Annotated in this window: 20 protein-coding genes; 8 read left to right on the top strand and 12 right to left on the bottom strand. The window is 50.2% G+C overall.

The annotated features are described in order from the left end of the window. Window positions 1-146: 146 nt before the first annotated feature. Window positions 147-1184 (top strand): S66 peptidase family protein, encoded by a 1038-nt coding sequence (locus ACIP6T_RS11400; protein ID WP_400457177.1) that lies wholly within the window; start codon window positions 147-149, stop codon window positions 1182-1184. A 445-nt stretch (window positions 1185-1629) separates the two neighbouring features. Here ACIP6T_RS11400 and ACIP6T_RS11395 read toward each other — a convergent pair whose 3' ends face one another. Beyond that, on the bottom strand, window positions 1630-2562 hold the full coding sequence (locus tag ACIP6T_RS11395) for a hypothetical protein (RefSeq protein WP_400457175.1): 933 nt from the start codon (window positions 2560-2562) through the stop codon (window positions 1630-1632). 299 nt (window positions 2563-2861) lie between these two features. On the opposite strand from ACIP6T_RS11395, the gene ACIP6T_RS11390 reads away from it, so the two are divergent. Next, the gene (locus tag ACIP6T_RS11390) at window positions 2862-3218 is read left to right on the top strand and encodes a DUF4440 domain-containing protein (RefSeq protein WP_400457173.1); all 357 of its coding nucleotides are present in this window, start codon (window positions 2862-2864) and stop codon (window positions 3216-3218) included. Between the two features lie 52 nt (window positions 3219-3270). On the opposite strand, the gene ACIP6T_RS11385 is transcribed toward ACIP6T_RS11390, so the two are convergent. From ACIP6T_RS11385 to ACIP6T_RS11370, 4 genes are all read right to left on the bottom strand, one after another. After that, on the bottom strand, window positions 3271-3546 hold the full coding sequence (locus ACIP6T_RS11385) for a putative quinol monooxygenase (RefSeq protein ID WP_400457171.1): 276 nt from the start codon (window positions 3544-3546) through the stop codon (window positions 3271-3273). A gap of 172 nt (window positions 3547-3718) precedes the next feature. Then, complete coding sequence (locus tag ACIP6T_RS11380; RefSeq protein ID WP_097098313.1) at window positions 3719-4750, bottom strand: methionine synthase; 1032 nt, start codon at window positions 4748-4750, stop codon at window positions 3719-3721. Between the two features lie 25 nt (window positions 4751-4775). Further along, window positions 4776-5759: a DUF1852 domain-containing protein gene (locus ACIP6T_RS11375; RefSeq protein WP_400457169.1), complete on the bottom strand. Its 984-nt coding sequence runs from the start codon at window positions 5757-5759 to the stop codon at window positions 4776-4778. Between the two features lie 408 nt (window positions 5760-6167). Then, entirely contained in the window at window positions 6168-6494 is a 327-nt protein-coding gene (locus tag ACIP6T_RS11370; protein WP_400457166.1) for a gamma-glutamylcyclotransferase family protein, read from the bottom strand. A gap of 291 nt (window positions 6495-6785) precedes the next feature. On the opposite strand from ACIP6T_RS11370, the gene eptB reads away from it, so the two are divergent. Both eptB and ACIP6T_RS11360 read left to right on the top strand, forming a co-directional pair. Continuing rightward, window positions 6786-8444 carry a kdo(2)-lipid A phosphoethanolamine 7''-transferase gene (eptB, locus tag ACIP6T_RS11365; RefSeq protein WP_400457164.1) on the top strand — a complete coding sequence of 553 codons (1659 nt, stop codon included), beginning with the start codon at window positions 6786-6788 and terminating at the stop codon, window positions 8442-8444. A gap of 138 nt (window positions 8445-8582) precedes the next feature. Continuing rightward, on the top strand, window positions 8583-9122 hold the full coding sequence (locus ACIP6T_RS11360; RefSeq protein ID WP_097098317.1) for a DUF2058 domain-containing protein: 540 nt from the start codon (window positions 8583-8585) through the stop codon (window positions 9120-9122). Between the two features lie 24 nt (window positions 9123-9146). Here the strand turns inward: ACIP6T_RS11360 and ACIP6T_RS11355 are convergent, their stop codons facing one another. Beyond that, on the bottom strand, window positions 9147-9845 hold the full coding sequence (locus tag ACIP6T_RS11355) for an RluA family pseudouridine synthase (RefSeq protein WP_400457161.1): 699 nt from the start codon (window positions 9843-9845) through the stop codon (window positions 9147-9149). A gap of 192 nt (window positions 9846-10037) precedes the next feature. On the opposite strand from ACIP6T_RS11355, the gene ACIP6T_RS11350 reads away from it, so the two are divergent. Further along, complete coding sequence (locus tag ACIP6T_RS11350; RefSeq protein ID WP_097098319.1) at window positions 10038-10514, top strand: cold-shock protein; 477 nt, start codon at window positions 10038-10040, stop codon at window positions 10512-10514. Between the two features lie 70 nt (window positions 10515-10584). Here the strand turns inward: ACIP6T_RS11350 and ACIP6T_RS11345 are convergent, their stop codons facing one another. The 6 genes from ACIP6T_RS11345 to proP form a co-directional block, all read right to left on the bottom strand. Next, window positions 10585-12228: a methyl-accepting chemotaxis protein gene (locus ACIP6T_RS11345; RefSeq protein WP_400457159.1), complete on the bottom strand. Its 1644-nt coding sequence runs from the start codon at window positions 12226-12228 to the stop codon at window positions 10585-10587. Window positions 12229-12238: 10 nt separating this feature from the next. Further along, entirely contained in the window at window positions 12239-12454 is a 216-nt protein-coding gene (locus tag ACIP6T_RS11340; protein WP_400457157.1) for a hypothetical protein, read from the bottom strand. Window positions 12455-12473: 19 nt separating this feature from the next. Then, window positions 12474-14549: a glycogen debranching protein GlgX gene (gene glgX / locus ACIP6T_RS11335; RefSeq protein WP_097098321.1), complete on the bottom strand. Its 2076-nt coding sequence runs from the start codon at window positions 14547-14549 to the stop codon at window positions 12474-12476. A gap of 35 nt (window positions 14550-14584) precedes the next feature. Then, a complete protein-coding gene (treY, locus tag ACIP6T_RS11330; RefSeq protein ID WP_400457155.1) occupies window positions 14585-17071 on the bottom strand; it encodes a malto-oligosyltrehalose synthase in 2487 nt (828 codons plus the stop codon). Next, window positions 17068-18852: a malto-oligosyltrehalose trehalohydrolase gene (gene treZ / locus ACIP6T_RS11325; RefSeq protein WP_097098323.1), complete on the bottom strand. Its 1785-nt coding sequence runs from the start codon at window positions 18850-18852 to the stop codon at window positions 17068-17070. Before treZ ends, treY begins: the two co-directional genes overlap by 4 nt. 259 nt (window positions 18853-19111) lie before the next feature. Next, window positions 19112-20551 (bottom strand): glycine betaine/L-proline transporter ProP, encoded by a 1440-nt coding sequence (gene proP / locus ACIP6T_RS11320; RefSeq protein WP_400457153.1) that lies wholly within the window; start codon window positions 20549-20551, stop codon window positions 19112-19114. 325 nt (window positions 20552-20876) lie between these two features. Here proP and ACIP6T_RS11315 point away from each other — a divergent pair, with 325 nt between their 5' ends. The 3 genes from ACIP6T_RS11315 (at window position 20877) to ACIP6T_RS11305 (ending at window position 23711) form a co-directional block, all read left to right on the top strand. After that, the gene (locus ACIP6T_RS11315; RefSeq protein ID WP_400457151.1) at window positions 20877-21578 is read left to right on the top strand and encodes a winged helix-turn-helix domain-containing protein; all 702 of its coding nucleotides are present in this window, start codon (window positions 20877-20879) and stop codon (window positions 21576-21578) included. A gap of 83 nt (window positions 21579-21661) precedes the next feature. After that, a complete protein-coding gene (locus tag ACIP6T_RS11310) occupies window positions 21662-22843 on the top strand; it encodes an ATP-binding protein (RefSeq protein WP_400457149.1) in 1182 nt (393 codons plus the stop codon). 88 nt (window positions 22844-22931) lie between these two features. Then, window positions 22932-23711, top strand: coding sequence for a MipA/OmpV family protein (locus ACIP6T_RS11305; RefSeq protein ID WP_400457147.1), 780 nt, complete (start codon window positions 22932-22934; stop codon window positions 23709-23711). Window positions 23712-23890: the final 179 nt, after the last annotated feature.

Below are 23890 nucleotides of genomic sequence, written 5' to 3'. Positions count from 1 at the left end.
TGACTTAGAGTGATTGTCTGCTTGGTGCAAGGAGCGGACGTTGCTAAGGTTCATGGAAGAATAAGCGGTGTCTTCGCCTGCTGATTTTACATCCACGCTCAATTTATGGATTATGGATTTCCACATGTTCTGAAAAGGATTTATACATGCGCGTCCTCTTTCCACCCAGGCTGGTTCCGGGAGATGTTATTGGAGTAACAGCTCCATCTTCTGGCGTACCTGAGCACCTGCACCCCAGGTTGGAACTCGCCATCAAAAACCTGAAGAAAAAAGGTTTCCAAGTCCGCGAAGGAAACTGCTTACGCTCGCAGCACAAAAATAAAAGTTCAAGTAAGCGTTCTCGCGCTGAAGAATTAATGTCTTATCTTACTGACCCAGACATAAAAGCTGTCATGCCCCCCTGGGGCGGCGATCTAGCAATGGAAATACTTGATTTAATTGATTTTAATCTGCTAGCCAGGTCTGAGCCGAAATGGTTTGTAGGTTTTTCAGATCTAAGTACATTTCATTTTCCACTAACCACGATTTCGGGCTGGGCTACTCTGCATGGGCCAAACCTAATGGATCTTGGCGCTCAAAAGTTAGATGCCACCACTCAGGCTGTATGGGAAATTCTGGAATCGAATCGTGGAACTGTAATAGAACAATACTCTTCAGCTGCATTCCAGGCTGATGAAAATCAATGGGGGACAGCATCAGATGAAGGTTTTAATCTGACCCAAAAAACACAGTGGAAACGTCTTGATGGTGTTACATCTTCTCTCACCTTTAGTGGCAAACTGATTGGCGGCTGCCTTGAAATAATATCGAGGTTAGCAGGTACACCATTCGGGAATTTACCATTGTTCAAGGCGAGCAATAGCGCTCAAGGAGTAATTCTTTATTTTGAAAACGTGGAAATGGCTCCCTGTGAATTAACACGCGCATTAATTAGCTTACGATTACAGGGTTGGTTTGATAACTTAAATGGTGTTCTTATAGGAAGAAGTGCTGCACCCGGCATAAGCGACCCAACTAAACATAATTATCTGGATGCCCTTAAAGCCGCTTTTGAGAATGTTACCGTGCCCGTACTATATGATGTTGATATTGGTCATATACCTCCTCAAATCTCCCTGGTAAATGGAGCCGATGCGACGGTATTTTTTGCAGAAAATGGTAGTTCGGTAACTCAGCAATTGTAGATAAGGTAGTTTTAATAACAAAGGCGGTCCTTGCTGTTCTTTTGCTCTTAAGGTCCGCTTTTCGCTCATAGCGGAGGATTCACATGAGCATGTCTGCTTCGTGCCATAAGCGGAAGTTGTTAACTTTGGGTGTACTATTCTGCTGGGGTTAGAGCAAATGCCGACGTTTAGGAGGAAGCTGCTAAATGGTACAATACCCCACAGGTATAGAGTTTTATATCAATTAAACAAACGCCCAGTAAGTCTAAAACCACATAAGACCACTCATCTCTGACCTGGTCTGCACACTTGAGATGTTGCTTCTTAGCGGAGCTGAAGTCGAGGAGGAAGTATCTTATCCGACTTTATTGAAGAATGCGTTACGTTACACCTCGCTAATTTTTACAAGAGAAATAAGTTAATAGACTAAGTCCAATTAGGTTTGTTAAATGCATAATCTGACAATTTATTGATTGACATTATTTATATTACCAAATTTGAATGTAAGTTCATCTGCCGTAATTACATCTATTTCAATTGGAAAGTGGGCTTTATTTTTTATTGTTGCAATCTCCTTCATGAAAGAATTAACTGCGCTGCTATTTTTTTGCGTAAATACATAGACAAGATAGACTCTAAAATTTTTAAAGTGACGCCAGCTCTCATTAATTAAGTCTACCGTGTTAAGGAAGTTATCGATTCGCATAGAACTAAATACTTTAATTTCAAGAAAAACAATATCGCCAGTTAAAACCCCGTTGGAAATTGGAGGGAAATAAGCACCATCAAAATTATGATATCCAATTTCATTTCTCATCTCGGTTTTATCAACATCGAAATTCACATCAAGCTTGGACTCAGCATATTTAAAAGCCAGGTATGATAATTCGCTCCCGAGTTTTTTACTTGTTTTTTCGGTCTTATTGGCAGGCTCAGAAGCAGATTTTAATGGGCGTTTCTTTAATGATGGTATAATGCTATCTGACGAGTGACATTTATCATCCTGATTAGTTAATTCACTTTCTTTTCCGTTGTGTTCAGATTCATCAGCAACTTCATTAGTTTCAATATTTATTTCCTCTTCCAATGCTGATATGTTTAAAGTATCGTTTTTATTTAATGATGAAGTAATAGATATGCCTTGCTGTCCTATCAATGCCATATAGTTCTTCTCATCCACAAAATCACTAGGAGCATAAAGAGACTCCGACTTCTTATGTAGAGTGAAAAAAAATAGACTAACTAAAAATGTAGGGAAGAACATTAGAAAATAAATATATATTTTTTGATTTGGCTCGGCTATCCATGGCAGTATAGCTGTACCGCTTACCTCAGCGAGACCAGCAAACATTGCGATAATGGTTAAGGGGTTTTTTACTAATGAAATAGCACTACCCATTGTCATATCCTTATAAAAACTTGACAGCTCATTGCGAATCATGTGCGTCTGAGATTGAAATCTGTTCGCATCTTAATTAATTAAACCTGCGGAGTCTACGATGTCATATGATCTCGCAAGGGTGCCATAGTGACTAGCTCCCTACTGCTTCATAATTAATGCTCTTAGCACTGTCCGCTCATCGCTCATAGCAGACGTCTTGTTCCTCGGTTTGGACCCTTCGCGCCAGAAGCAGAAGTAGCATATGCACTGTTATGGTAAATTTGAAGGTCTGGCATGCTCACTTGAGGATAAGCAGAATGCTTCTGGAAAAACTCAGATTGCTTGAGTGCAGCCTTCATGGCGACAAGCGCAACGATCGGGAGTGGCTTGAGTTGATTCTTCATCCTGAATTCCGTGAAATCACTATGTCAGGGGTGTTGGTTGACCGTACAGAGACCATTTCATCGCTTTTAAGTGAGAAGACTGCATTGTATATTCTCAGTAGCGATTTCCGGCTCACCGAAATGGGGCGTGGCTGCGCGATACTTTACTATCGGACGTCTTACGCTGATGGCATCCGTCCTGCATTGCGTTCTTCGTACTGGCTTTGTTCAGATAAAGGCCAGTGGACTCTGCTTTTTCACCAGGGAACGCCGGCAGCAAGCACTGCATAGGTTCGCGGATGGGAATATATTTACTGTGGTAGTACTACCCTGTCATCTATACTTATTCGATTTCATAAATTTTATACTCGCGGGCGATGGCGCGGGTTTCTTTTCCCCAGGCTGATGCTTTAGTTCTTTCCTGATGAATAGTAAATGTATTCTTATTTGTGAAGAGCTCTTCAACTTGCCAAATAAGCGGATCTGCAGTCTCTGTTACTTCAACAGAGATACATCCCGCTTCCGCTCGGGTGAGTCTTTTGTGTTCTGGGAGAAACTGGCGAACAAGATCCGCCTCCTCAATCTGCTTGCATACTAAACGACCCGTCAGTTTGATCATTTTCATCCCTGTTTTATGAGTGCTTTATGCGCATTTATGGCGAAAAGTTGAGAGGAGTGGAAAGGCATTTAATTCGGAATGTAGACGTCAGATTTATTGCTCAGTCTGGGTTGGCGAATGAATAATACACACAACCCAGACTGCTTTACTTCGAATAACTCACTTTTTGCAGTTATTTAGCCAGGAGCTCTTTACGGACGATTTCTGCGCCTGCACTTAATGCATCTAACTTGCCTTTTGCAACGCCGCGAGGCAATGGAATCATGCCGCAGTTGGTGCAAGGGTAGAGCTTATCGGCATCAACAAACTGCAGTGCTTTACGAAGCGTGGCGGCCACTTCTTCGGGGGTCTCAATGGTATTGGTTGCCACGTCAATCGCGCCTACCATCACCTTTTTCCCGCGAATAAGCTCCATAAGCTCCATTGGAACGTGAGAATTATGACATTCCAGTGAAATGATATCGATATTAGACTTTTGCAGTTTTGGGAAAATCTCTTCGTATTGACGCCACTCGTTGCCGAGTGTTTTTTTCCAATCTGTATTAGCTTTAATGCCATAACCGTAGCAAATATGCACAGCCGTTTCGCATTTTAGCCCTTCAATAGCTCTTTCGAGTGTGGCAATGCCCCAATCATTTACTTCGTCAAAGAAGACGTTAAATGCAGGCTCATCAAACTGGATAATATCAACACCCACCGCTTCCAATTCTTTAGCTTCTTCATTAAGAATTTTGGCGAATTCCCAGGCGAGTTTTTCACGGCTTTTATAGTGGTTGTCATAAAGCGTATCGATCATCGTCATCGGCCCCGGCAAGGCCCATTTAATCGGACGGTCAGTTTGCTGACGCAAAAATTTCGCATCTTCAACAAACACAGACTTTTGGCGACTGACTGGGCCCACCACGGTCGGTACGCTTGCATCATAACGATCGCGAATTTTAACGATTTCACGTTTTTCGAAATCAACGCCGTTGAGGTGCTCGATAAAGGTCGTGACAAAATGTTGGCGCGTCTGCTCGCCATCACTGACAATATCAATACCGGCCTGCTGTTGATCTTCCAGGCATAAACGCAGCGCATCTTGTTTGCCGTCGGTTAATTCCTGATCTTGCAATTTCCATGGTGACCAAAGTACCTCCGGTTGAGCAAGCCAGGAGGGTTTCGGTAAACTGCCGGCAGTAGAAGTCGGTAATAATTTTTTCATCGCAGGTGACCTTATTTTTGGTTAATCAAAGAACGGAATTAGCAGACCATTGCTCAAGAATAGTTTGGAAAGGTTTAATGAATTTCTCTTCAGTAAACTTTCCCTGCTCAATGGCTAATTGGCTACGTTCTTCGCGATCGTAAACAATTCGAGTTAAAGAATAGTCCTGCTGATTCAAGCTAGGTTGATAGCATTTTCCTGCTGCCGAATTCGCATTGTAAATCTCAGGACGGTAAATTTTTTGGAAGGTTTCCATCGTACTGATGGTACTAATCAGTTCAAGATTCGTGTAATCGCTGAGCAAATCACCCGTGAAGTAGAAAGCCAAAGGCGCAACGCTATTGGCAGGCATGAAATAACGCGCCTCTAATCCCATCTTATTGAAATAGTGATCGGTCAATGAAGCTTCATCTTGCTGATACTCAATGCCCAATACTGGATGCTCATTGCCAGTGCGATGATAAACATTTTTACTTGAAACACTGAGGCAGATAACAGGCGATTTCTTGAAGTTGTCTTTATAGATGTCTGAGTTGACAAACTGCTTGAATATATTGCCGTGTAGATCACCAAAATTATCGGGGATAGTAAACTGCTTTTTATCTTTATTGTGCAGTGACAGTAATACGCTAAAATCATAATCCCGCACGTAAGAGGAGAAGTTATTGCCTACAATACCTTCAATGCGCTCATTGGTTTTTTTATCAATGATATTTGTTTTTAATATTTCGATCACTGGGAAGGCATTGCCATTGCCTTCATTTTCAATGTTCAATTCAACGGAAATAATGTCCAGCTCGACCGCATAACGATCGCTTTTCGGGTTGTCCCAATGCGCCAGAGAATTGAAACGGTTATCAATCATCACTAAGGCGTTGCGCAGGTTCTCCTGGCGTTTTTCACCACGGGCCAAATTGGCAAAATTAGTGGTAATGCGCGTGCTTTGAGAGGGGTTATAGTTCTCGTCAAAGCGTAAGCTTTTAATTTTGAAGGTAAATTTATTATTCATTTTCGTTTGCTTCCTAACTTCTGGCCTAAAAACTGGATTTAGTGCTTGCTTTAACAGGAACGTCCAATGTTCTTTACTGGTTTCCCACTTAGTATTCGTCGCATTGACAAAAATCAATGATACGTCACATTTTATGCCTGAGTAGCTGAATGAGGAAAAGTGATTTAATTTCAACGAACATGAACGATTTTCATGATGATGTGTTGGGTGAGGAGAGAAGAAGCAGAATATGCCTCAGTCACAGCTTGCCGAGAGAAAAATTCTCTAGATAATTTAGGGAGTTGTTATCAGTTTCAGCTAGCGAAGATGAAGGCTGCCGGTTTGAGCTATGCTCGTTTTCAACACTGCCGAACTTTCATCATGAGGCATAATCGACGCTCACAGTTCTGAAAGTTATGGATTCAAAAGCTAGTCTTTGATCATGTAAATATATGATTTGACAGTTAAACCATCATTAGTCACCACGTCAACTGTCACGCGAGCATATTCATGCCCTTCAAATTCATCAAGCACCTGCCAATGGTTCGCCAGATTTTCAGAGGTGAATAAAAATCCGTCAACACGATTACCTGAATTATCCAGAATGATACCCGGATAGCCCATTTCCGCTCCCCATCCTTTCTCCTGAAGAGAGCCGCTCACATGTCCTTCCTGCCAACTGCCACCAATATTTTCCAGGATATAAGCATTTGGCCGGCCCGGCCCTAATGTGCCGTAAACAAACAGACTTTCCATCCTTCCTCCATGCCAAAAGGCTCACAATAGGATTTGTTAATCTATGATTACTCAATATTTTTAACATAAATGAAACAAGGTTAGCAATCACAGCGGAGCGACTGCGAATATCAAAAGGTAGCTGAAAGGTTTCTGGCCTACACGCCATACCTCATCCACAATATATTGTTACATTATAACATACTCATTTTTCTCGTTTGATTGAACCCATTCTCAACCTAATCGTCTCAGCAATGGCACGCTTTTTTACAGGGAACGAATGAGTCTAATTAAACTAATCATGAGGCAATAATGTTTAAACGAGATTGGCTTGAACAATTTTACGTACCGGGATGGGTATCGTTGTATGTCGGCATAATACTTAATATTCCTATTTTCATTCGTCGATATCATCAACTGCAATTTGATAATATTCTGTCGGTCATCATTGAGGTTGTCGCAGCATTTTGTTTAGTGGTATTTTTAACCTTATTAATGTCATTAACCGGCAAGATAATCTCTCGTCTATTAATGACGCTGCTGGTGATATTTTCTAGTGCAGCCAGCTATTATATGATCTTTTTCAATATTGATATTGGCTATGGGATTATTGCTGCAGTGCTGGCGACGGATTCAATTGATCTCTCAAAGGAATCCATTGGCTGGCATGTCATGCTGTGGCTGGTGGTGGTCAATATTATTCCGTTATGGCTGATTTGGCGTGGATTACGCACCAGGTCAGTTAGCAGGATTAATAAAAAACGGTACTGGTCTTATAAAACCGTTGCCATCCTGGTTGCTGCAATGGGTTGTTGGTTACCGCTCAACCTGATGGGCAAAATGCAAAATGAGCAAGACAAACACAACAATCGCATGATGGCCAGCTATGGCGGTATCGTGGCCGGGACCTATTCTCCTTCCAATTGGTTATCAGGCGTGGGATTACTGGCTTACAGTTCATACAGCCAGGCGGAAGATAATCGGAATCTTTACGACCCAACGGATCATTACCGCTATAACCCGCCTAAGGATGCTAACAACCTCTATATCGTATTCGTCATTGGTGAGAGCGCACGCCGCGATCATATGGGCCTTTACGGTTATGAGCGTGACAACACGCCTTATCTCGACCATGAAAAAAATCTGGTTCACCTGCAGGGCTATTCCTGTGACACCTCAACTAAACTTTCACTGCGCTGCATGTTTGTGCGCGAAGGCGGAGCGTCTGAAGCACCGCAGCGTACACTGAAAGAGATGAACGTATTCACGGTAATGAAGAAACAGGGCTTTTCTGAAGAGCTCTATTCTATGCAGAGTGAAGCCTGGTTCTATAACAAAGTCATGGCAGATAGCTATGCATTACGGGAATCTATTCAGGCGGAAAAACGCCATGTGGGGCAACCGGTTGATGATATGGCTTTAGTCACGGAACTTCAGGATTCTATTCAGCGCCATCCTCAAGGCAAGCACATCATTATTCTGCATACTAAAGGATCGCACTATCTTTATACGGAACGTTATCCCCGGGCATTTGCGCGTTATCAACCGGAGTGCCAGGGTATTGATGATGCATGCAGTACGCAGGAGATGATTAATTCGTATGACAATAGTCTTTTGTATACCGATTACTTTCTTAAGCAGACGTTTGATAGCCTGAAAGATAAAAATGCCATTGTATTTTATGCCTCCGATCATGGTGAATCGATTTCCGAGAATCTGCATTTCCATGGCACGCCGCGTGACCATGCACCTATGGCGCAGCGAACCATTCCAATTATGGTCTGGGCCTCGGATAAATTCCTGAGTAACAAGGACAACAAAGCCTCATTCGAACAATTAGAGCAGCTGCAAAATAATAAAACGCCGGTGTTTCACGAGAAGCTGTTCGACACTATTTTAGGATGCTCTGGCTTTACTTCTCCCGATGGCGGCATTAACCCGGCGAGGAACTGGTGCGCCCATACGGAATAATGGCTATTGGTATATAGCGTGAATGATTGAGGGGGAGAGTGGATCTCATCGCTTCCCCTCCTATCGTCACCAGGCTGGCACAGCCGCGGACAATCCAGCTATAATCCCCCAAATTCTTCAACCGGTTCAGACATAACAATGGCAAAACTCACCTTACAAGAGCAGATGCTCAAAGCTGGATTAGTAACCAGCAAAAAGATGGATAAAGTGCAAAGAACGGCTAAAAAGTCACGCGTTCAGGCGCGTGAGGCAAGAGCCGCGGTGGAAGAGAATAAAAAAGCCCAGCTTGAACGTGACAAGCAGCTCAGTGAGCAGCAGAAACAGGCAACGTTATCGAAAGAGTACAAAGCTCAGGTAAAGCAGCTGATTGAAATGAATAAAATCGATATTTCTAAAGGAAATATTGGCTTTAACTTCACTGATAATAATTTAATTAAAAAAATAGACGTGGATAAGCTGACGCAATCTCAGCTGATCAACGGTCGCCTCGCCATTGCGCGTTTGGCCACCGATAATAATGGTGAGAGTGAATACGCGATTATTCCCGCGAGCGTGGCCGATAAAATTGCCCAGCGCGATGCCAATAGTATTGTCTTAAACAGCGCCCTGAGTCAGGAAGAGCAGGATGAAGACGATCCCTACGCTGATTTTAAAGTGCCTGATGATCTGATGTGGTAATCCACGCTATTGAGCGTTCGGCCTTCAGAACGGACAGGGGCTGCATGCTTTTATCCACTCTTCACTGACGGGATGAACAAAATGCAGCTCGCTAGCATGCAGCATCAGCCGCGGCGTCCGTTCTGTGCCAGGCAGCAGCAGACCGCCATACAGGTCACAGCCTAAAATAGGATGGCCCAACTGCTGACAGTGAATGCGCAGCTGATGAGTGCGACCTGTTTCGGGCGTTAACGCTACGCGCGATAACGGCAGTAACGCGCCATCTTCCAACGCATGCTGAAAACGCTCAATCACGCGATAGCGCGAACGAGCGGGCTTACCGTGGATGGGGCAAATCGACATCAGTGGAAACAACGCGGGATCTTTGGCAATCGCCGCGTCTATCACGCCGTCATTTTGTTGCATATGCCCACACAGCAGCGCGCGGTATACCTTGGTTACGTTGCGCTGGCTAAACTGCTGGCAGAGTGCCGCGTTAATGGCTTTATTGCGGGCAACCACCATTAAGCCGGAAGTACCGAAATCCAGGCGGTGAACCAAGGTGCAGCCAGGGAAAAGCTGTACCAGCCGATGATGCACTGAATCGAGATTTTGCGGATTTTTTCCCGAGAGGCTAAGCAAGCCGGCGGGTTTATCGATCAGGACCAGATGCTCATCCTGATAAAGGATCTCAATTTGCTGATGGCACGGCGGGGCAATAAAGCTATCATAAATCGTCGACATCATGCTGCCCGGAGCGAAAGTGGGAGCGGATGATAACCAATTTTCAGCCGACGCGCGAATCTGGCCGCGCCTCGCACGCGCGAAATTTATCGTCCACACTTAAAGCGAAGAGATAGTTTGTGCAGGCGTTGTGCTTTACACTGCGCGCTGAAAAAATTGCGTAGATAAACGATTAAGTAGGCGGTAACGGCGATGAAAGGAACGATCACAACCTGGTTTCAGGATAAAGGTTTTGGATTTCTCAAAGATGAAAATGGTGATAACCGCTATTTCCATGTGATTAAGGTCGCTAATCCTGATCTGATTAAAAAAGATGCGTCGGTAACCTTCGAACCCACAACCAATAACAAGGGCTTATCGGCTTATGCGGTGAAAGTCGTACCGGATAGCAAATATATCTTTATTGCCGGCGAGCGCCTGAAACTCACGTCGATAAAATCCTTCCTGGTGTATAGCGAAGAAGTGCCCGCTGATACCGGCATTGATAAAGAAAATCCCGTGCTGTCGGTGGGTATTCTGATGAATAGCATCAGGCCGAAAGCAGAGGATAAAAGTGGTGAAATGCGCTCGCTGAAAAAACTGGCGATCACCACTTTCCAGGGAACTACGTTAATTTTCTCAGAAGATGAAATTGACGTAGATGCCACGGTGAAAATGCTTAAGTTCTGATTTAGCCGGTTTTTATGCCAGGTGCGCATAAATGCGCACCCTACAGAATCCAATGTATTCGCGCGTTTGCTTAAAAACTCTGCCAATCAGCATCGTTCACTAGCGCCACGCGTGAGGGTTTAACCCGCGATGGCGCGCGCGAGGCCGCCGGCGGTTGACGGACGTCTGCCACTTCCGCGACGTGAAATTTACCCACCAGCTGATTAAGATTGCCCGCTTGTTCCTGCAGTGATTGCGAAGCGGCAGATGCCTCTTCCACCAGCGCGGCGTTCTGCTGCGTCACATCATCCATCTGATTCACCGCTTGCTGCACCTGCAAAATGCCCTGGCTCTGCTCAACGGCGGCCGCGGCAATCTCCCCCACCAGCTGGCTTACCTGATGAATGGCATCATTCATCACGCTCATATTGCGGCCGACGTCGCTGGCCTGCGCGGCACCCGCTTCGGTCAGGCGATGTGACTCTTCAATCAAGCTTTTAATTTCGCGGGCAGCCGTGGTGGATCGCTGCGATAAATTACGCACTTCACCGGCTACAACGGCAAAACCTTTCCCATGTTCACCCGCACGCGCGGCTTCAACCGCCGCGTTCAACGCCAGAATGTTGGTCTGGAAAGCGATGCCTTCAATAATGGAAACGATCTCCGTCACCTTACGTGAGCTGCCGCGAATATTGTCCATGGTTGAAAGCATGGTGGTGAGCGATTCGCTGCTTTTCTCAGACAAACCACTGGCATTAGCGGCAAGCTGGCTGGCCTGATGCGTGTTATCGGCGGTCTGACGCACGGTTTCACTCAGCTCGGTCATGCTGGCGGCAGTTTGCTCCAGTGATGCGGCTTGCTGCTCGGTACGTGAAGAGAGATCTTCATTGCCCGCAGAGATCTGCACCGAAGCACTGCTGACTGACTGCGACGCTTCACGCACCGATGACAGCGCGTTCGCAACGCGATCCATCAGGATGTTGAAGGAGTGCGCCATGTTGCCCACTTCATCGCGGCGGCTTTCGTCGGCTTTCAGGGTGAGATCGAGGTTCTCGCTGGCGGTCATCATCACCTTGCCCGCGGCAGACAAGCTGCGACGGATGCGTAATACGGTAAACAGGGACAGCAAACCAAATATCAATACGGTAGCGGCAACACCCGCAATGGTAGTCCACAGTACGAAGTGGAAGGTGCTGCGGTTGGTAGCACGCAGCTCATCGCCGATGGCGATATTCAACGCCAGCTGCTTTTGGTAATCCGCAATCAGCAGATGGATCGCAGCACCGATGCCGTTTTGCCCCTCAATCAGATCGAGGCTTATTTCATTTTGATGAGCGCGCGAAGCGGCGAGAAATGCCGGCAACGTGGCGGTAACCTGTTGAATATTGCTATAAGCCAGCTCGGTTAAGCGCCGATCTTCGTCGTTGGAAATATCATTTGCCAGATAGTAATCAGTGAGCGATTTCAGTTCTGCCAGCTGTTTTTGGATCTCACCCTCCACGGCAGGCATTTTGTTGTCCTCGGTCTGGCTTTTGTGTTTGTAAAGCGTGAGCGCCAGTTGATTACTGCCGTCAATCAGCTTGCCGAGATCTTTAATCGAGGGAATGGCGTTGGTTTGCACATATTCGAAACGGTCCTGGAAGCCAGAAAGCAGGGTGATGGCCAGCACCGCCTGCAGGATAATGGCGCCAAATAGCATGGAAAAGGTCAGAAACAAGCGTTGAGAGATGTTCATCTTATTATCCTTAATCTAAAAGCATCCCTGTGGATGCCGCGCAGGGAAGAGGGGGCAGATTAATAACCATCGGCAGATTAAGGAATTTAGTTAATTTATTTTTATCAGCGGGTGAATTTTCGTCGAGGGCGCATTTATGCACATCTGGAAAGAGGTCACCATAAATGGCGACCTTACGCGATGTTGTAGGGTGCGCATTTATGCGCACCAGGGAAGAGATCGCCATAAATGGCGACCCTGCGCGATTATGGCCTGCGGAACAGCGCCATACTGCGTCCTTCCAGTTCGAAATCCTTCTCTTTGGTAATCACCAGGCCCTTTTCAACGTTATCGGACGTGCTGAGTTCCAGCACCCAGCCGCCTTCGCCGAACTGGGGAATGCGGAACGGCACGTTGCCTTCGTAAGGGTTAAACAGCATCAGCACGTCGTGCCAAATGCCTTCTTCCGGTTGCAGATCTGGCCGGCCAAGATAAACCCCGAGCGTGGTGCCATCATCCCATTGGTCGGCCTGCTGGAACCCGCCGCCGGCGTTAAACCATTTGATATCCATCCCGTCGCGCCAGCTTTCGCGACGCAGCAGCGGCTGTTTGGCGCGGAGCGCCAGCACCTGACGCGTGAAATCGCGCAGCGCATCGGCGGAAGGCGGCAGATTCTCCCAATGAAGCCAGGAGATTTCGCTGTCCTGACAATAGCCATTGTTGTTGCCGAGCTGACTGCGGCCAAACTCATCGCCCGCCAGAAGCATGGGCGTACCGTGTGAAAACAGCAGCGTCGCCAGGAAGTTACGCTTTTGCCGCTCACGCACCGCGTTGATACCTTCATCATCGGTTGGGCCTTCAGCGCCATAATTGTACGAACGGTTCTCGTTGTGACCGTCGTTATTATCTTCGCCGTTGGCTTCGTTGTGCTTCTCGTTGTATGAAACCAGGTCATTCAGCGTGAAGCCATCGTGAGCGGTGAGGAAGTTAATGCTGGCCCACGGACGGCGACCGCGCTGATCGTAGAGATCGCCGGAACCCAGCAGACGCGCAGCAAAATCATTGGTGACCATGTCACCTTTCCAGTATTCACGCACCGTATCGCGATACTTATCGTTCCACTCAGCCCAACCCGGCGGGAAGCCGCCAACCTGATAACCACCCGGGCCGATATCCCACGGCTCGCCAATCAGTTTCAATTTGGAAAGCACCGGGTCTTGCATAATGGCGTCGAAAAAGCCGCCGCGCTGATCAAAACCTTCGGGTTCACGTCCCAGCACGGTACCAAGATCGAAGCGGAAACCGTCAACGTGCATGGATTCGGCCCAGTAGCGCAGCGAATCCAGAATCATTTGCAGCACGCGCGGATGCGAAGTATTAACGGTATTGCCGGTGCCGGTGTCATTGATGTAGTAGCGATGCTGGTCCGGCAGCGTGCGGTAGTAGGAGTAGTTATCGATGCCTTTAAACGACAGGGTTGGCCCCAGTTCATTCCCTTCAGCCGTGTGGTTGTACACCACGTCCAGAATCACTTCGATGCCGGCATCGTGGAAGGCGCGTACCATGTCACGGAAGCCCTGAATACCGCGCGGACCAAAGTAACGCGTGGCCGGAGCAAAAAAGGCCAGCGTGTTATAGCCCCAGAAGTTTTTCAGGCCGCGATCCAGCAAATGCTGATCGTCCGGGAAACCGTGCACCGGCAGCAGTTCAACCGTGGTCACGCCCAGGCTTTTGATGTAATCCACCGATGCCTGATTGCTTAAGCCGTCGTAGGTACCGCGCATCTCGGCGGGAACCGCAGGATTAAGCTGGCTAAACCCTTTAACGTGCGCTTCGTAGATGACCGTTTTCGACCACGGAATGTTCGGTCGATTGGCGTCCTGCCAGTCAAATTCGTTGGGATCGATCACGCGACATTTCGGCGTGAACGGCGCGCTATCACGCGTATCAAAACTTAAGTCTTTGTCTTCATGCAGTAAATCATAGGCGAAGTGTGATTCATCCCACTGTAGCTCTCCCGCCAGTTCGCGCGCATAGGGATCGAGCAGCAGTTTGTTGGGATTAAAGCGATGGCCATTTTCCGGCTCGTACGGGCCATGCACGCGATAACCGTACAGCGCACCCGGCTGCAAGCCGGGAATATAGCCATGCCACACTTCATGGGTGTATTCAGGGAGATCGAAGCGGGCGATTTCATTCTCGCCGCTTTCATCGTACAAGCAGAGTTCCACGCGCTCTGCGCAGGCCGAAAAGAGGGCAAAATTCACCCCCTCGCCATCAAAGTTAGCGCCAAGCACTTGTCCCGAACCTGCTGTAATTTCTGTAGGCTTACCATTTTCCATCTTTATTCCCTCAAACAGCGTTAACAGGCAATGCATTAGCTGCTAAGCAGCACTAACGGCGCGCTAGAGGCCGCCTCATCCAGCGGAATGTAATCGCCAATCGCCACCGTTTCGCCGGTCCACAGATTGCGGTAGTGACGATGTGCGAGCGATTCGGTCAGGACCACTTCCGTTTGCCCCCACTGCGCGTTGTTGAGACTCAAACGCGGCAGGATCACCAGCAGCGCGTTATTGCTGTCCTGGCGGGCAAACGCGATGACTTTGTTTTGATGTTCACCGCTGGCGTTCAGCGGCTGATAGTCGCCATAGCGGAATAGCTGCGGCACATCACGCCGCAGATGCAATAGCCGTGCAATCACCTGCTGCTTAAGTTTGCCGCTTAGCCAGTGTTGTGCATCGTTAAAGTCGGGAGAGGCCGATTCATCAAACTGTTGTTGCAGCAGATCAAAATCTGGCGTCCGGCGGTTATCGGGATCGACCAGGCTAAAGTCCAGCGCTTCGCTGCCCTGATAAATATCCGGTACGCCCGGCGCGGTGAGCTTAATCACCGTTTGCGTCAGGCTATTGATCAACCCGGCCTGGATAAACGGCTGAAGCGCGTGGCTGAAATCGCTGAGGAACAGCTGATTGGCGGGCGAGAGTAGATGTCGGGCATACTCCAGCACCGCTTTTTCATACGCTGCGTTACTCTCGGCCCAATCGGTACGCAGCTTGGCTTCACGCAGCGCTTTTTCGACAAACGGTAAAAAGCGCGCTTCCAGTTCGCTGGCATCTTGCGGTTGCAGCGTGGTGGGCCAGACGCCAGCCAGGGCTTGATACAGCATCCATTCCACCGCGGGCTCCGGCGCGGGTCCATCCTCCAGCTCAACCACCTGCGCATGATTAATCTGGCGCCAGCGCGTGACATTTTCCGCCCACGGCGAAGGCGCTTCGCTCAGCGTATAAAGGCGCGCGCGTGCATCTTCGCCACGTTTCGTATCGTGCGTTGAGGTGGAGGAGATACCGTTAGGCTGCTGACGTTGGCGGTTTTGCATCTCGCGGTGAAAATGCGCCAGCGAGAAGGTGTGCGGTAGCGGCTCTGCGCCCACTTCATTGATCGCCAGCGCCACGTGATTACGAAAGAACAGCGTATCCTCCACCGATTTCGCCATCAGCGGGCCGGTCAGCTGCTGGAAGCGTACGCGGAACTCATGTGCTTCCTTTTCACTCTCTTCAGACACTGCGCCCAACAGAATCGCCTGCAGCAAACTCAGCACGGTTGGCGAGGCGCTGTTTTTCACGATCTCCAGCACCTGTTGCAGCAGTTCCTCACCCTCCAGCGGCATGCTGTCCTGCTGACCGTAGGTGCGATACACCGGGAAGGCGATGAGGATTTCGCGCAGCGCAACGTGTAGTTCCGCCTCGCCAAGGTTGCGATGCTCTGAGCCTGCGATGTCGGTCGCCAGCTTAAGCAACCGAGCAAACTCCCCAGCGAAATTGCGATCCACCATCAGTTCACGCGCTACACGTAATCCGGCTGCAACGTCGTTGCGCTCGCCAGTCGTGGACTCATACGCCAAATGCAGCGTATCAATCTGCGTATCGTCGATCAGCGCGTGGGAGAGTGCGGCAATAAATTCGTAACCCGTGGTCCCCGAAATCGGCCAGTCGGCTGGAATGTGCTCGCCTTCTGCAAGGATTTTTTCCACCGTAATGTAGCAATCCGGGCCGGTGGCCTGACGCAGCTGCTGCAAATAGCCCTGCGGATCGGCCAAGCCATCGACGTGATCGACGCGCAAGCCGCTGACCGCGCCAGAGCGTACCAGCTCGAGAATCAGCTGATGAGAATCGGCAAACACCGCATCATCCTCAACGCGGACGCCCACCAGACCGGTGATCTCAAAGAAGCGGCGATAGGAGAGTTCGCTGCGCGCATCGCGCCAGCTTATCAGTCGCCATGGCTGCTGATCATGCAGCTCGTTAATGGCCTTTGCATCGGTGATGGCCAGCACCGCGTCGGCGCGATCCTGCCAGCTGGCTGGCGTGAGCGGATAATAACTGTCGTAATAGGCTAGCGCGGGGTTGCCGGTTTGCGGGTGCGGCTTAATGCTCAGCTCACCGTTTTCCAGCACGTTATCGAAGCTGTCGCCGAGAAACGGCAGCGTCAGGCGGCGCGACCAGTCAATATCGAAATGGCGCGCGTAACGGCTGGCTTCGCCATGCTCAATCACATCTCGCCACCAGCTGTTTTCTAGCGAGGCTGCCATATGATTGGGCACAATATCGAGAATTAGCTCCATGCCCGCCTGTTTAAGCGCCTGGACCAGGCGATCAAAACCTTCACGCCCGCCAATTGCCGGTTCGATTTCATTGGCATCAATGACATCGTAGCCGTGAGTTGATTCGGCAGTGGCGCTGAAAATGGGTGATGCGTAAAGATGGCTGATGCCAAGACGTTGCAGATAGGGCACCAGCGCAGCGGCGCGATCAAAGGTCATGCCATTACGGAACTGAATGCGGTACGTCGCAGTTGGAATACTCATTTTGTTGCTCCCTGATCCAAACGCACCACGATGGCGTGTTGTGGCAATGCTTCAGCCTGTTGCGGCCAGGCGAAAATCGTCCTGCCCGGCATATCCGGCAACGGTTGGTGATGTTTTCCAATATTCAACGCCAGCGAGAGCTCGCCCTGTGGGAAATGCCAGCTGACGGCAATAAAGCCCTCGGCGGTAGCCAGCACTTTGCCGCTATGACCACCGGCATCAGCCAGAAGCGGCACAATATGCTGCTGACGTAGCGCCAACAACTCGCGGGTAAACGCCAGCCACGCCTGGCCCTCTGGCGTTTCCAGCTTGTTCCAGTCGAGCTTCGAACGGGTAAACGTCTGCTCATCGTTGGGGTCGGGTACTTCTTCGTCATGTCCGGCGTGGCCGGTAAACTCTTTCGCACGACCTTCACGCACCGCTTTGGCCAAATCGCCGTGGAAATCGGTGAAGAACAGGAACGGATTGGTTTCGCCATACTCTTCACCCATAAACATCAGAGGGATATGTGGTGAAAGCAGCAGTGTGGCGAGCAGCACTTTGGTGCGATCGCTGCCTGCAAGGTTAATCAAGCGATCGCCCTGCGCGCGGTTCCCCACCTGGTCGTGATTCTGGATAAAATCCACAAACGCCACCGGCGGCTGGCTGGCGCTGGGCACACCGCGCCGCTGACCACTCTGCGGCGAAAGCTCGCCCTGATAGGCAAAACCTTCGGTGAGCACGCGTGCCACCAATTTTTCTGGTACGTCGGCAAAATCCTGGTAATAGGCGTGCGTTTCACCGGTTGCAAACACGTGCACCGCATTGTGGAAGTCATCGTTCCACTCGCCGCTGAACAAGGGCGCCTGACCTTGCCGATCGCGCGGATGCAGGAAGATGACATTGCGGCTATCTTCGGTCGTGAGGTGGATAGGGCGTTCGGGAATGGCCTGGCGAATGCGCTCGGCAATGTCGATCAGCACATGTTTGCTGGAACTGTCTTCAATTTGATCGATGGCATCGAAACGCAAACCATCAAGATTGAACTCCTGCAGCCAGTAAAGCGGCGCTTCCACGATATAACGCCGTGCCGCATCCACATCATAAGCAATGCCTGCGCCCCAGGGCGTCATGCGTTCCTGATGGAAAAACGCGGGCGCCAGCAGCGGCAGGTAGTTGCCTTCGGGGCCAAAATGGTTGAGCACGATATCCAGCACCACCGATAAACCGTGCGCGTGCGCGGCATCGATAAACGCTTTGAAATCATCAGGCGATCCGTAAGCCGCGTGGGGCGCATAGAGCAGGACGCCGTCATAACCCCAGCCGCGATTACCGCCAAACTGCGCAACGGGCAGCACTTCCAGCTGGGTGATACCTAGTTCGGCCAGCCACGGTAATTTGGCGATCGCCGCCTGAAACGTTCCTTCAGGCGTAAAAGTGCCAATGTGCAGTTCGTATACCACCGTTTCGTGCCATGGGCGCCCTTGCCAGTGGGTGTGTTGCCAGCGGTAGTGTTTGGGATCGATCACCAAAGAGGCGCCGTTAACTTCAGCCTTCTGCGCACGTGCGGCAGGATCCGGCACCACTGTGCCATCGGCCAGCACAAAGTTGTATTCTGCGCCCGGCGCCACGTCGTTGACGTTCAACTCGAACCAACCATCTCCCACCTGCGTCATGGTGCGGTCATGGTCGGCAACGCTTAAGGTGATCTGCTGCTGGCCCGGTGCCCAAACACGAAAACGAACGCTGCCATCAGCAAGAATTTCAGCGCCCCAGGATTTTTCAAATGATCTGAATTCCATTCAATTGCCTCGTTTAGCCCACGCAGGGGCAATGGACGACATCAAGCGATTCGCTACTGGCTGATAAAGGTATAAAAATCGAGATAAAAGTTAGGTCGGACAACAAATCATAGTCGATATTTTGGCCTTTTCTGGCGCGTACCAACGGATTTCAGGCCACTTTGGGAAATTATCGAATAAGAGGGGGATTTTAACGCTTCGTTTAGAATGAGATGAGGCTGCCAGCCGTGGCAACCTCATTGATTTCGCTCGCTGTGGGTCAGGCCGGTTTATGCTTAGCCTTGCGTTTACGCAGCTTATCAATCAATCGGTGCGCTTCGGCCTCAGTGGCGACCGCAGGCGATGATCCTTTCAGTGGCTTACGCGCGGTTTCACTCAGGGTTAACACGGTGATCAATCCAACCACGCCGGCACCCATCATGTAATAAGCGGGCATCATCGTGTTGTGCGTGGTATCCACCAGCCAGGCGGTAATTAATGGCGTGGTGCCGCCAAACAGTGATACCGACAAGTTAAAGCCAATCGCTAACGCACTGTAACGAATATCGGTGACAAATAGCGCAGGTAACGTGGCGGGCATTGTGCCGCTGAAGCAGGTATGCAATAGCCCCAAAACCGCCAATCCGGCAAAGACCAGCAGCATATTGCCGGTACCAATGAGCATAAAACTGGGAATCGCCAGCAAAATTAAGCCTAGCGCTCCTAAACCAATCACCGGACGACGGCCAATGCGGTCGGTGAAATATCCCCACATTAGTGTCAGGGGCATCATGATAAACATAATTACCATCACCAGCATCAGGCCGGATAATTCGCTCATCCCTAACACGCCGGTTAAATAGCTCGGCATGTAGGCGGTCAGCATATAATTTGAGACGTTAAACAACAGCACCAGGCCAATGCATTTCAGCAGCGGTTTATGCTGATCGCGCAGCATCTGCCACACGCTGACACGCGGTTTGTTGTGCTCCAGCTCTTCGCGCTTATCCATGTGATCTTTAAACGCGGGGGTTTCTTCCAGTTTGAGACGGATATACAGGCCGAACAGCCCTAACGGCGCCGCGAGGAAGAACGGCACGCGCCAGCCCCAATCCATCATCGTTTGATGAGGCAAGAAGGCGATCATTGCCGTCACTAAGCTCGCGCCTAACAGGTAGCCAGCTAGCGTACCAAACTCGAGGAAGCTGCCCATAAAGCCGCGACGCTTATCGGTGGAATATTCCGCAATAAAGGTCGCGGCACCGCCATATTCGCCACCGGTTGAGAAGCCCTGCAGCAGGCGCGCGGCAAACAGCAGAATTGGCGCGGTAATACCAATGCTGGCGTAGCTGGGAATTAAGCCGATGCAGAAGGTGCCAATCGACATCATGATCATGGTTAACGCCAATACTTTCTGGCGTCCAATGCGATCGCCGAGCGGGCCAAAGACCATACCGCCAATGGGACGCACTAAAAATGCCGCGGCGAAAGTACCGAATGAGGCAATGAGCTGAGCGGTTGCGCTGGCATCGGCGAAGAAGACCTGGCCGATAATGACGGCGAGATAGCTGTAAACGCCGAAATCAAACCACTCCATGGCGTTACCGAGTGCAGCGGCACCCACGGCGCGCTTCAGCAATTTGTTGTCGATGACGGTGATATCATCAACCGTTAACCCGCTGGAGGTCGCCGGCTTATCTGAAATCGATCCTGTGCTCATAATATCCCCTGAGAAAAAGTGGCGCGATCTTATAGCTTTCGCAGCCGTTATTTCATTGAAGGAAAAGAAAGCTATAAGAGGCTAAAGAAGTACAAACCCTAGTAAAGATTTTAACGAAGCGCAAGTTAGTGGCATTTTGCTTTGCGGAAAATGTATTTAATACTGTAATTCGCTGAATAAATTATAAAGTGCAACATATTCGCTTATGCTGAAATTTCGCATGTCCGCGCCCGATTACCTTCTCCACGCTATCCCGGAGAAACTTATTTACCTGCACCGCTGTCTGTAACACATCGATAAAGCGATTCCGCCGGGAAAATAAGACATGACCTCCGTTTTGTTAATTGAGGACGATCATCGGCTGGCAGGGATGATTGTGCCTTACCTTGCGCAGCACGAATTTAATGTGATGCACAGCGCCAGCGTACCAGACGCTCAGCTGCGCCTGCGGCAGGGTGAATTCGACGTTGTGCTACTGGATCTGATGCTCGGTGATGCCGACGGTTTGGCGCTCTGCCGGCAGATTCGCAGCCAGTGTCATAATGAACCCGCCATTATTATGGTGACAGGACGCGGCGATCCGGCGGATCGCATTATCGGCTTGGAAGTGGGGGCGGATGATTATCTGCCAAAGCCTTATGAACCGCGCGAACTTCTGGCTCGGATGCGGGCGGTGCTACGACGAATCAAGCCTGGGCGCTTGCTTAACGCAGAGCATGTTATTCGCTCCGGAGCGCTAGAGATCGATACCGCCGCGCGCAGCGTGCTGCTGCATCAACAACCTTGTGCGCTCACCTCGTTGCAGTTCGATCTGCTGGTGGCGCTGGCGCGTCATGCCGGGCGGGTGCTTAATCGGGAACAAATCTGGCAATCGGTGCGCGGTGAAAGTTACGACAGCTTTGATCGCGCAATTGATGTGCATATCGGTCGCATTCGCCAGCTGATTGAAGATGATCCGCGCACGCCGAAACGTATCATCACCGTGCGCGGTGTCGGCTATGTTTTCTCGGCAATGCCGCACGCATGAAGCGCCTCACGGATTTTCCACTGCATCTGCAAATCTTTTTCGCCTTCAGCTGCGCTCTGTTGATAGTGGTGATCTGTACTATCATGTTGTGGCTTTGGAACGATGATGACAATCGCCATCTCAACGCCTTCGCCACCTTTTCCGAGCTGGTGGAGCAGAATCTACCGCCGGCGGACGCGCCACAGCCGGTGCAAGCGGCAGCCATCGATCGCTGGATGGCGCGCGCCCACACGCGTTTTACCCTGTTTGCCGCCAACGGCGAACGGCTCAGTCGTCCACTCGATCCGCCCATTGCATTTCCTTCGCGCGCGGTTTACGGCCAATTAGATGATGATTGGTACGGCATGCGTTTTGTCTGGCCGCTAAAAGATAAGCGCGTGTTGGTTACGCAGTTCAGTAGCGACCGCCAGAAACGGCCGTGGCTGTTTATTTTGCTGCTGCTGGGATTAGCCAGCTGTGTAGCGCTGATCTCCTTCCCGGTGATACGGCGTTTAACGGCGCGGCTGGAATCACTGCAGCAGAGCGTGGAATCACTCGGTCAGGGAAATCTGACGGCGCGAGTAGCGGTTTCGGGTCGCGACGAGGTGGGACGGCTGGCGGCCAGTTTTAACCGCTCGGCCATGCAAATAGAGCAATTGATCCAGGCGCAAAAATCGATATTGGCGAACGCCTCACACGAACTGCGATCGCCATTGATGCGTATTCAGATGGCGGCCGCGCTGCTGGCGCCAGAGGATTCACCCACGCGCCGCGAACTGCAACGCAGCGTGGGCGAACTGGACGCACTGGTGGAGGAGATCTTGACCCTCAGCCGTTTAGAGATGGCAACCCGCGCGATTAACGCGGACTTTCAGCCCGCCGATATCACGGCGATTGCCGCGGAAGAGTGTGCCGCCGCGCAAGTTGAACTTCAGGCGGAGCATGTGGTGGCCGAAGTCGATGCGCGTTTGATTCGCCGTCTTCTACGTAACCTCATCGAAAATGCGCAGCGCTATGCCGGCAGCGGAATTTGCGTGGTGCTTAAACATACAGAAGAGCGCTGTTTTTTACTTGAGGTGCTTGACCGCGGGCCCGGCATTCCGTGCGCTGAGCGCGAGAGTATTTTTCAGCCGTTTTATCGCCTTGCCCACAGCAGCAGCGGTTATGGCCTTGGCTTAGCGTTAGTGCGTTCGATCACCGAATATCACGCTGGCAGCATTAGCGTACACAATCGGGCAGGGGGCGGAGCCCGTTTTTGCGTGTGTCTGCCGCTAGCTGTTACATAACTTTACCGAAGGTAAAAACGGGCGTTACAAGAGGCTGCTGCAATAGGTTTCCTCCTGATTAACTTCTGTAACGGTAAGGATAATGTTGATGCGTTTCACCCTGGCTCAACCTTTCACGCTATTTTGCCTGCTAACGGTTGCCACCTCTGCGGCCTGCGCTGAATCCAGCCAAAATGAATTTTCGGGCTTTATCGGCGGCGGCGTCGGTGTGAAACCGAACTATTCTGGCGCCAAAGAGCATAAAATCGACTTCGTGCCGGCGCTGAAGCTGAAATATGGCCCCTTCTTTGTCGGTGGCGTGGACGATCTGATTGCTCTCGGATGGAACGTTGCCAACACCGATCGATGGACGTTCTCGCTGGGGGTAGGCACGAATATTTCACCGCGTCAGGAGTCTGATGATGCGCATCTTAAAGGGCTGGGGGATATTGATATTACGCCACGCGCTTTCACCTCGGCGGTGTATGAGAATGAATATTTTAAAGGCGGCGTGATCTTAACCCAGGATGTAGGCGGCAATCAGCAGGGATTCAAACTCGCGTCCTATGCGCATTTGCAGTGGCGACCAACGGCGAGCCTGCGTTTTTACACCGGCCCGAGCCTGAGCTGGGCGGATAGCGATTACATGCAGACCCAATATGGCGTGACGGCGGTGCAAGCGGCACGCAGCGGACTGAATCGTTACCATGCCGGTTCAGGTCTGGAGAAGGTGGGCTGGGAAATGGGCATGGAGTATGCGTTAACGCCTGCCTGGCTGATCGGTGCCCGCGTTACGGCGCAGCATCTGGAAAGTCAGGCAGCGGACAGCCCGATCGTCGAGAAATCAGGCCAGGTCAGCGGTGCACTATTTGCGGCGTGGCGATTTTAATCGGCAATACCGTAAGGCCGCCATTCATGGCGTAATGCTCGTCAGTTAAGCGTGAATCGGTCACCATGAATGGCGACCCTACGCGGATATCGCCGGGTTTTCGTAGGGTGCGCATTCATGCGCACCTGCATAAACAGGCATTTTTTTGCTTAAGTGAGCGGCATTACGCCATTCATGGC

Origin of the sequence: Pantoea sp. NPDC088449 (assembly GCF_044753225.1) — a bacterium.
GTDB lineage: Bacteria > Pseudomonadota > Gammaproteobacteria > Enterobacterales > Enterobacteriaceae > Pantoea > Pantoea floridensis.
Note: the sequence above shows the minus strand (reverse complement) of the source record. Positions and strands in the feature narration are given on the sequence as shown.

Bases quoted from the DNA above. Each gene is read 5' to 3' on its own strand.
- ACIP6T_RS11400 (WP_400457177.1), top strand. From the start codon at position 147: ATGCGCGTCCTCTTTCCACCCAGGCTGGTTCCGGGAGATGTTATTGGA.
- ACIP6T_RS11395 (WP_400457175.1), bottom strand. From the start codon at position 2,562: ATGGGTAGTGCTATTTCATTAGTAAAAAACCCCTTAACCATTATCGCA.
- ACIP6T_RS11390 (WP_400457173.1), top strand. From the start codon at position 2,862: ATGCTTCTGGAAAAACTCAGATTGCTTGAGTGCAGCCTTCATGGCGAC.
- ACIP6T_RS11385 (WP_400457171.1), bottom strand. From the start codon at position 3,546: ATGATCAAACTGACGGGTCGTTTAGTATGCAAGCAGATTGAGGAGGCG.
- ACIP6T_RS11380 (WP_097098313.1), bottom strand. From the start codon at position 4,750: ATGAAAAAATTATTACCGACTTCTACTGCCGGCAGTTTACCGAAACCC.
- ACIP6T_RS11375 (WP_400457169.1), bottom strand. From the start codon at position 5,759: ATGAATAATAAATTTACCTTCAAAATTAAAAGCTTACGCTTTGACGAG.
- ACIP6T_RS11370 (WP_400457166.1), bottom strand. From the start codon at position 6,494: ATGGAAAGTCTGTTTGTTTACGGCACATTAGGGCCGGGCCGGCCAAAT.
- eptB (WP_400457164.1), top strand. From the start codon at position 6,786: ATGTTTAAACGAGATTGGCTTGAACAATTTTACGTACCGGGATGGGTA.
- ACIP6T_RS11360 (WP_097098317.1), top strand. From the start codon at position 8,583: ATGGCAAAACTCACCTTACAAGAGCAGATGCTCAAAGCTGGATTAGTA.
- ACIP6T_RS11355 (WP_400457161.1), bottom strand. From the start codon at position 9,845: ATGTCGACGATTTATGATAGCTTTATTGCCCCGCCGTGCCATCAGCAA.
- ACIP6T_RS11350 (WP_097098319.1), top strand. From the start codon at position 10,038: ATGAAAGGAACGATCACAACCTGGTTTCAGGATAAAGGTTTTGGATTT.
- ACIP6T_RS11345 (WP_400457159.1), bottom strand. From the start codon at position 12,228: ATGAACATCTCTCAACGCTTGTTTCTGACCTTTTCCATGCTATTTGGC.
- ACIP6T_RS11340 (WP_400457157.1), bottom strand. From the start codon at position 12,454: ATGGCGATCTCTTCCCTGGTGCGCATAAATGCGCACCCTACAACATCG.
- glgX (WP_097098321.1), bottom strand. From the start codon at position 14,549: ATGGAAAATGGTAAGCCTACAGAAATTACAGCAGGTTCGGGACAAGTG.
- treY (WP_400457155.1), bottom strand. From the start codon at position 17,071: ATGAGTATTCCAACTGCGACGTACCGCATTCAGTTCCGTAATGGCATG.
- treZ (WP_097098323.1), bottom strand. From the start codon at position 18,852: ATGGAATTCAGATCATTTGAAAAATCCTGGGGCGCTGAAATTCTTGCT.
- proP (WP_400457153.1), bottom strand. From the start codon at position 20,551: ATGAGCACAGGATCGATTTCAGATAAGCCGGCGACCTCCAGCGGGTTA.
- ACIP6T_RS11315 (WP_400457151.1), top strand. From the start codon at position 20,877: ATGACCTCCGTTTTGTTAATTGAGGACGATCATCGGCTGGCAGGGATG.
- ACIP6T_RS11310 (WP_400457149.1), top strand. From the start codon at position 21,662: ATGTTGTGGCTTTGGAACGATGATGACAATCGCCATCTCAACGCCTTC.
- ACIP6T_RS11305 (WP_400457147.1), top strand. From the start codon at position 22,932: ATGCGTTTCACCCTGGCTCAACCTTTCACGCTATTTTGCCTGCTAACG.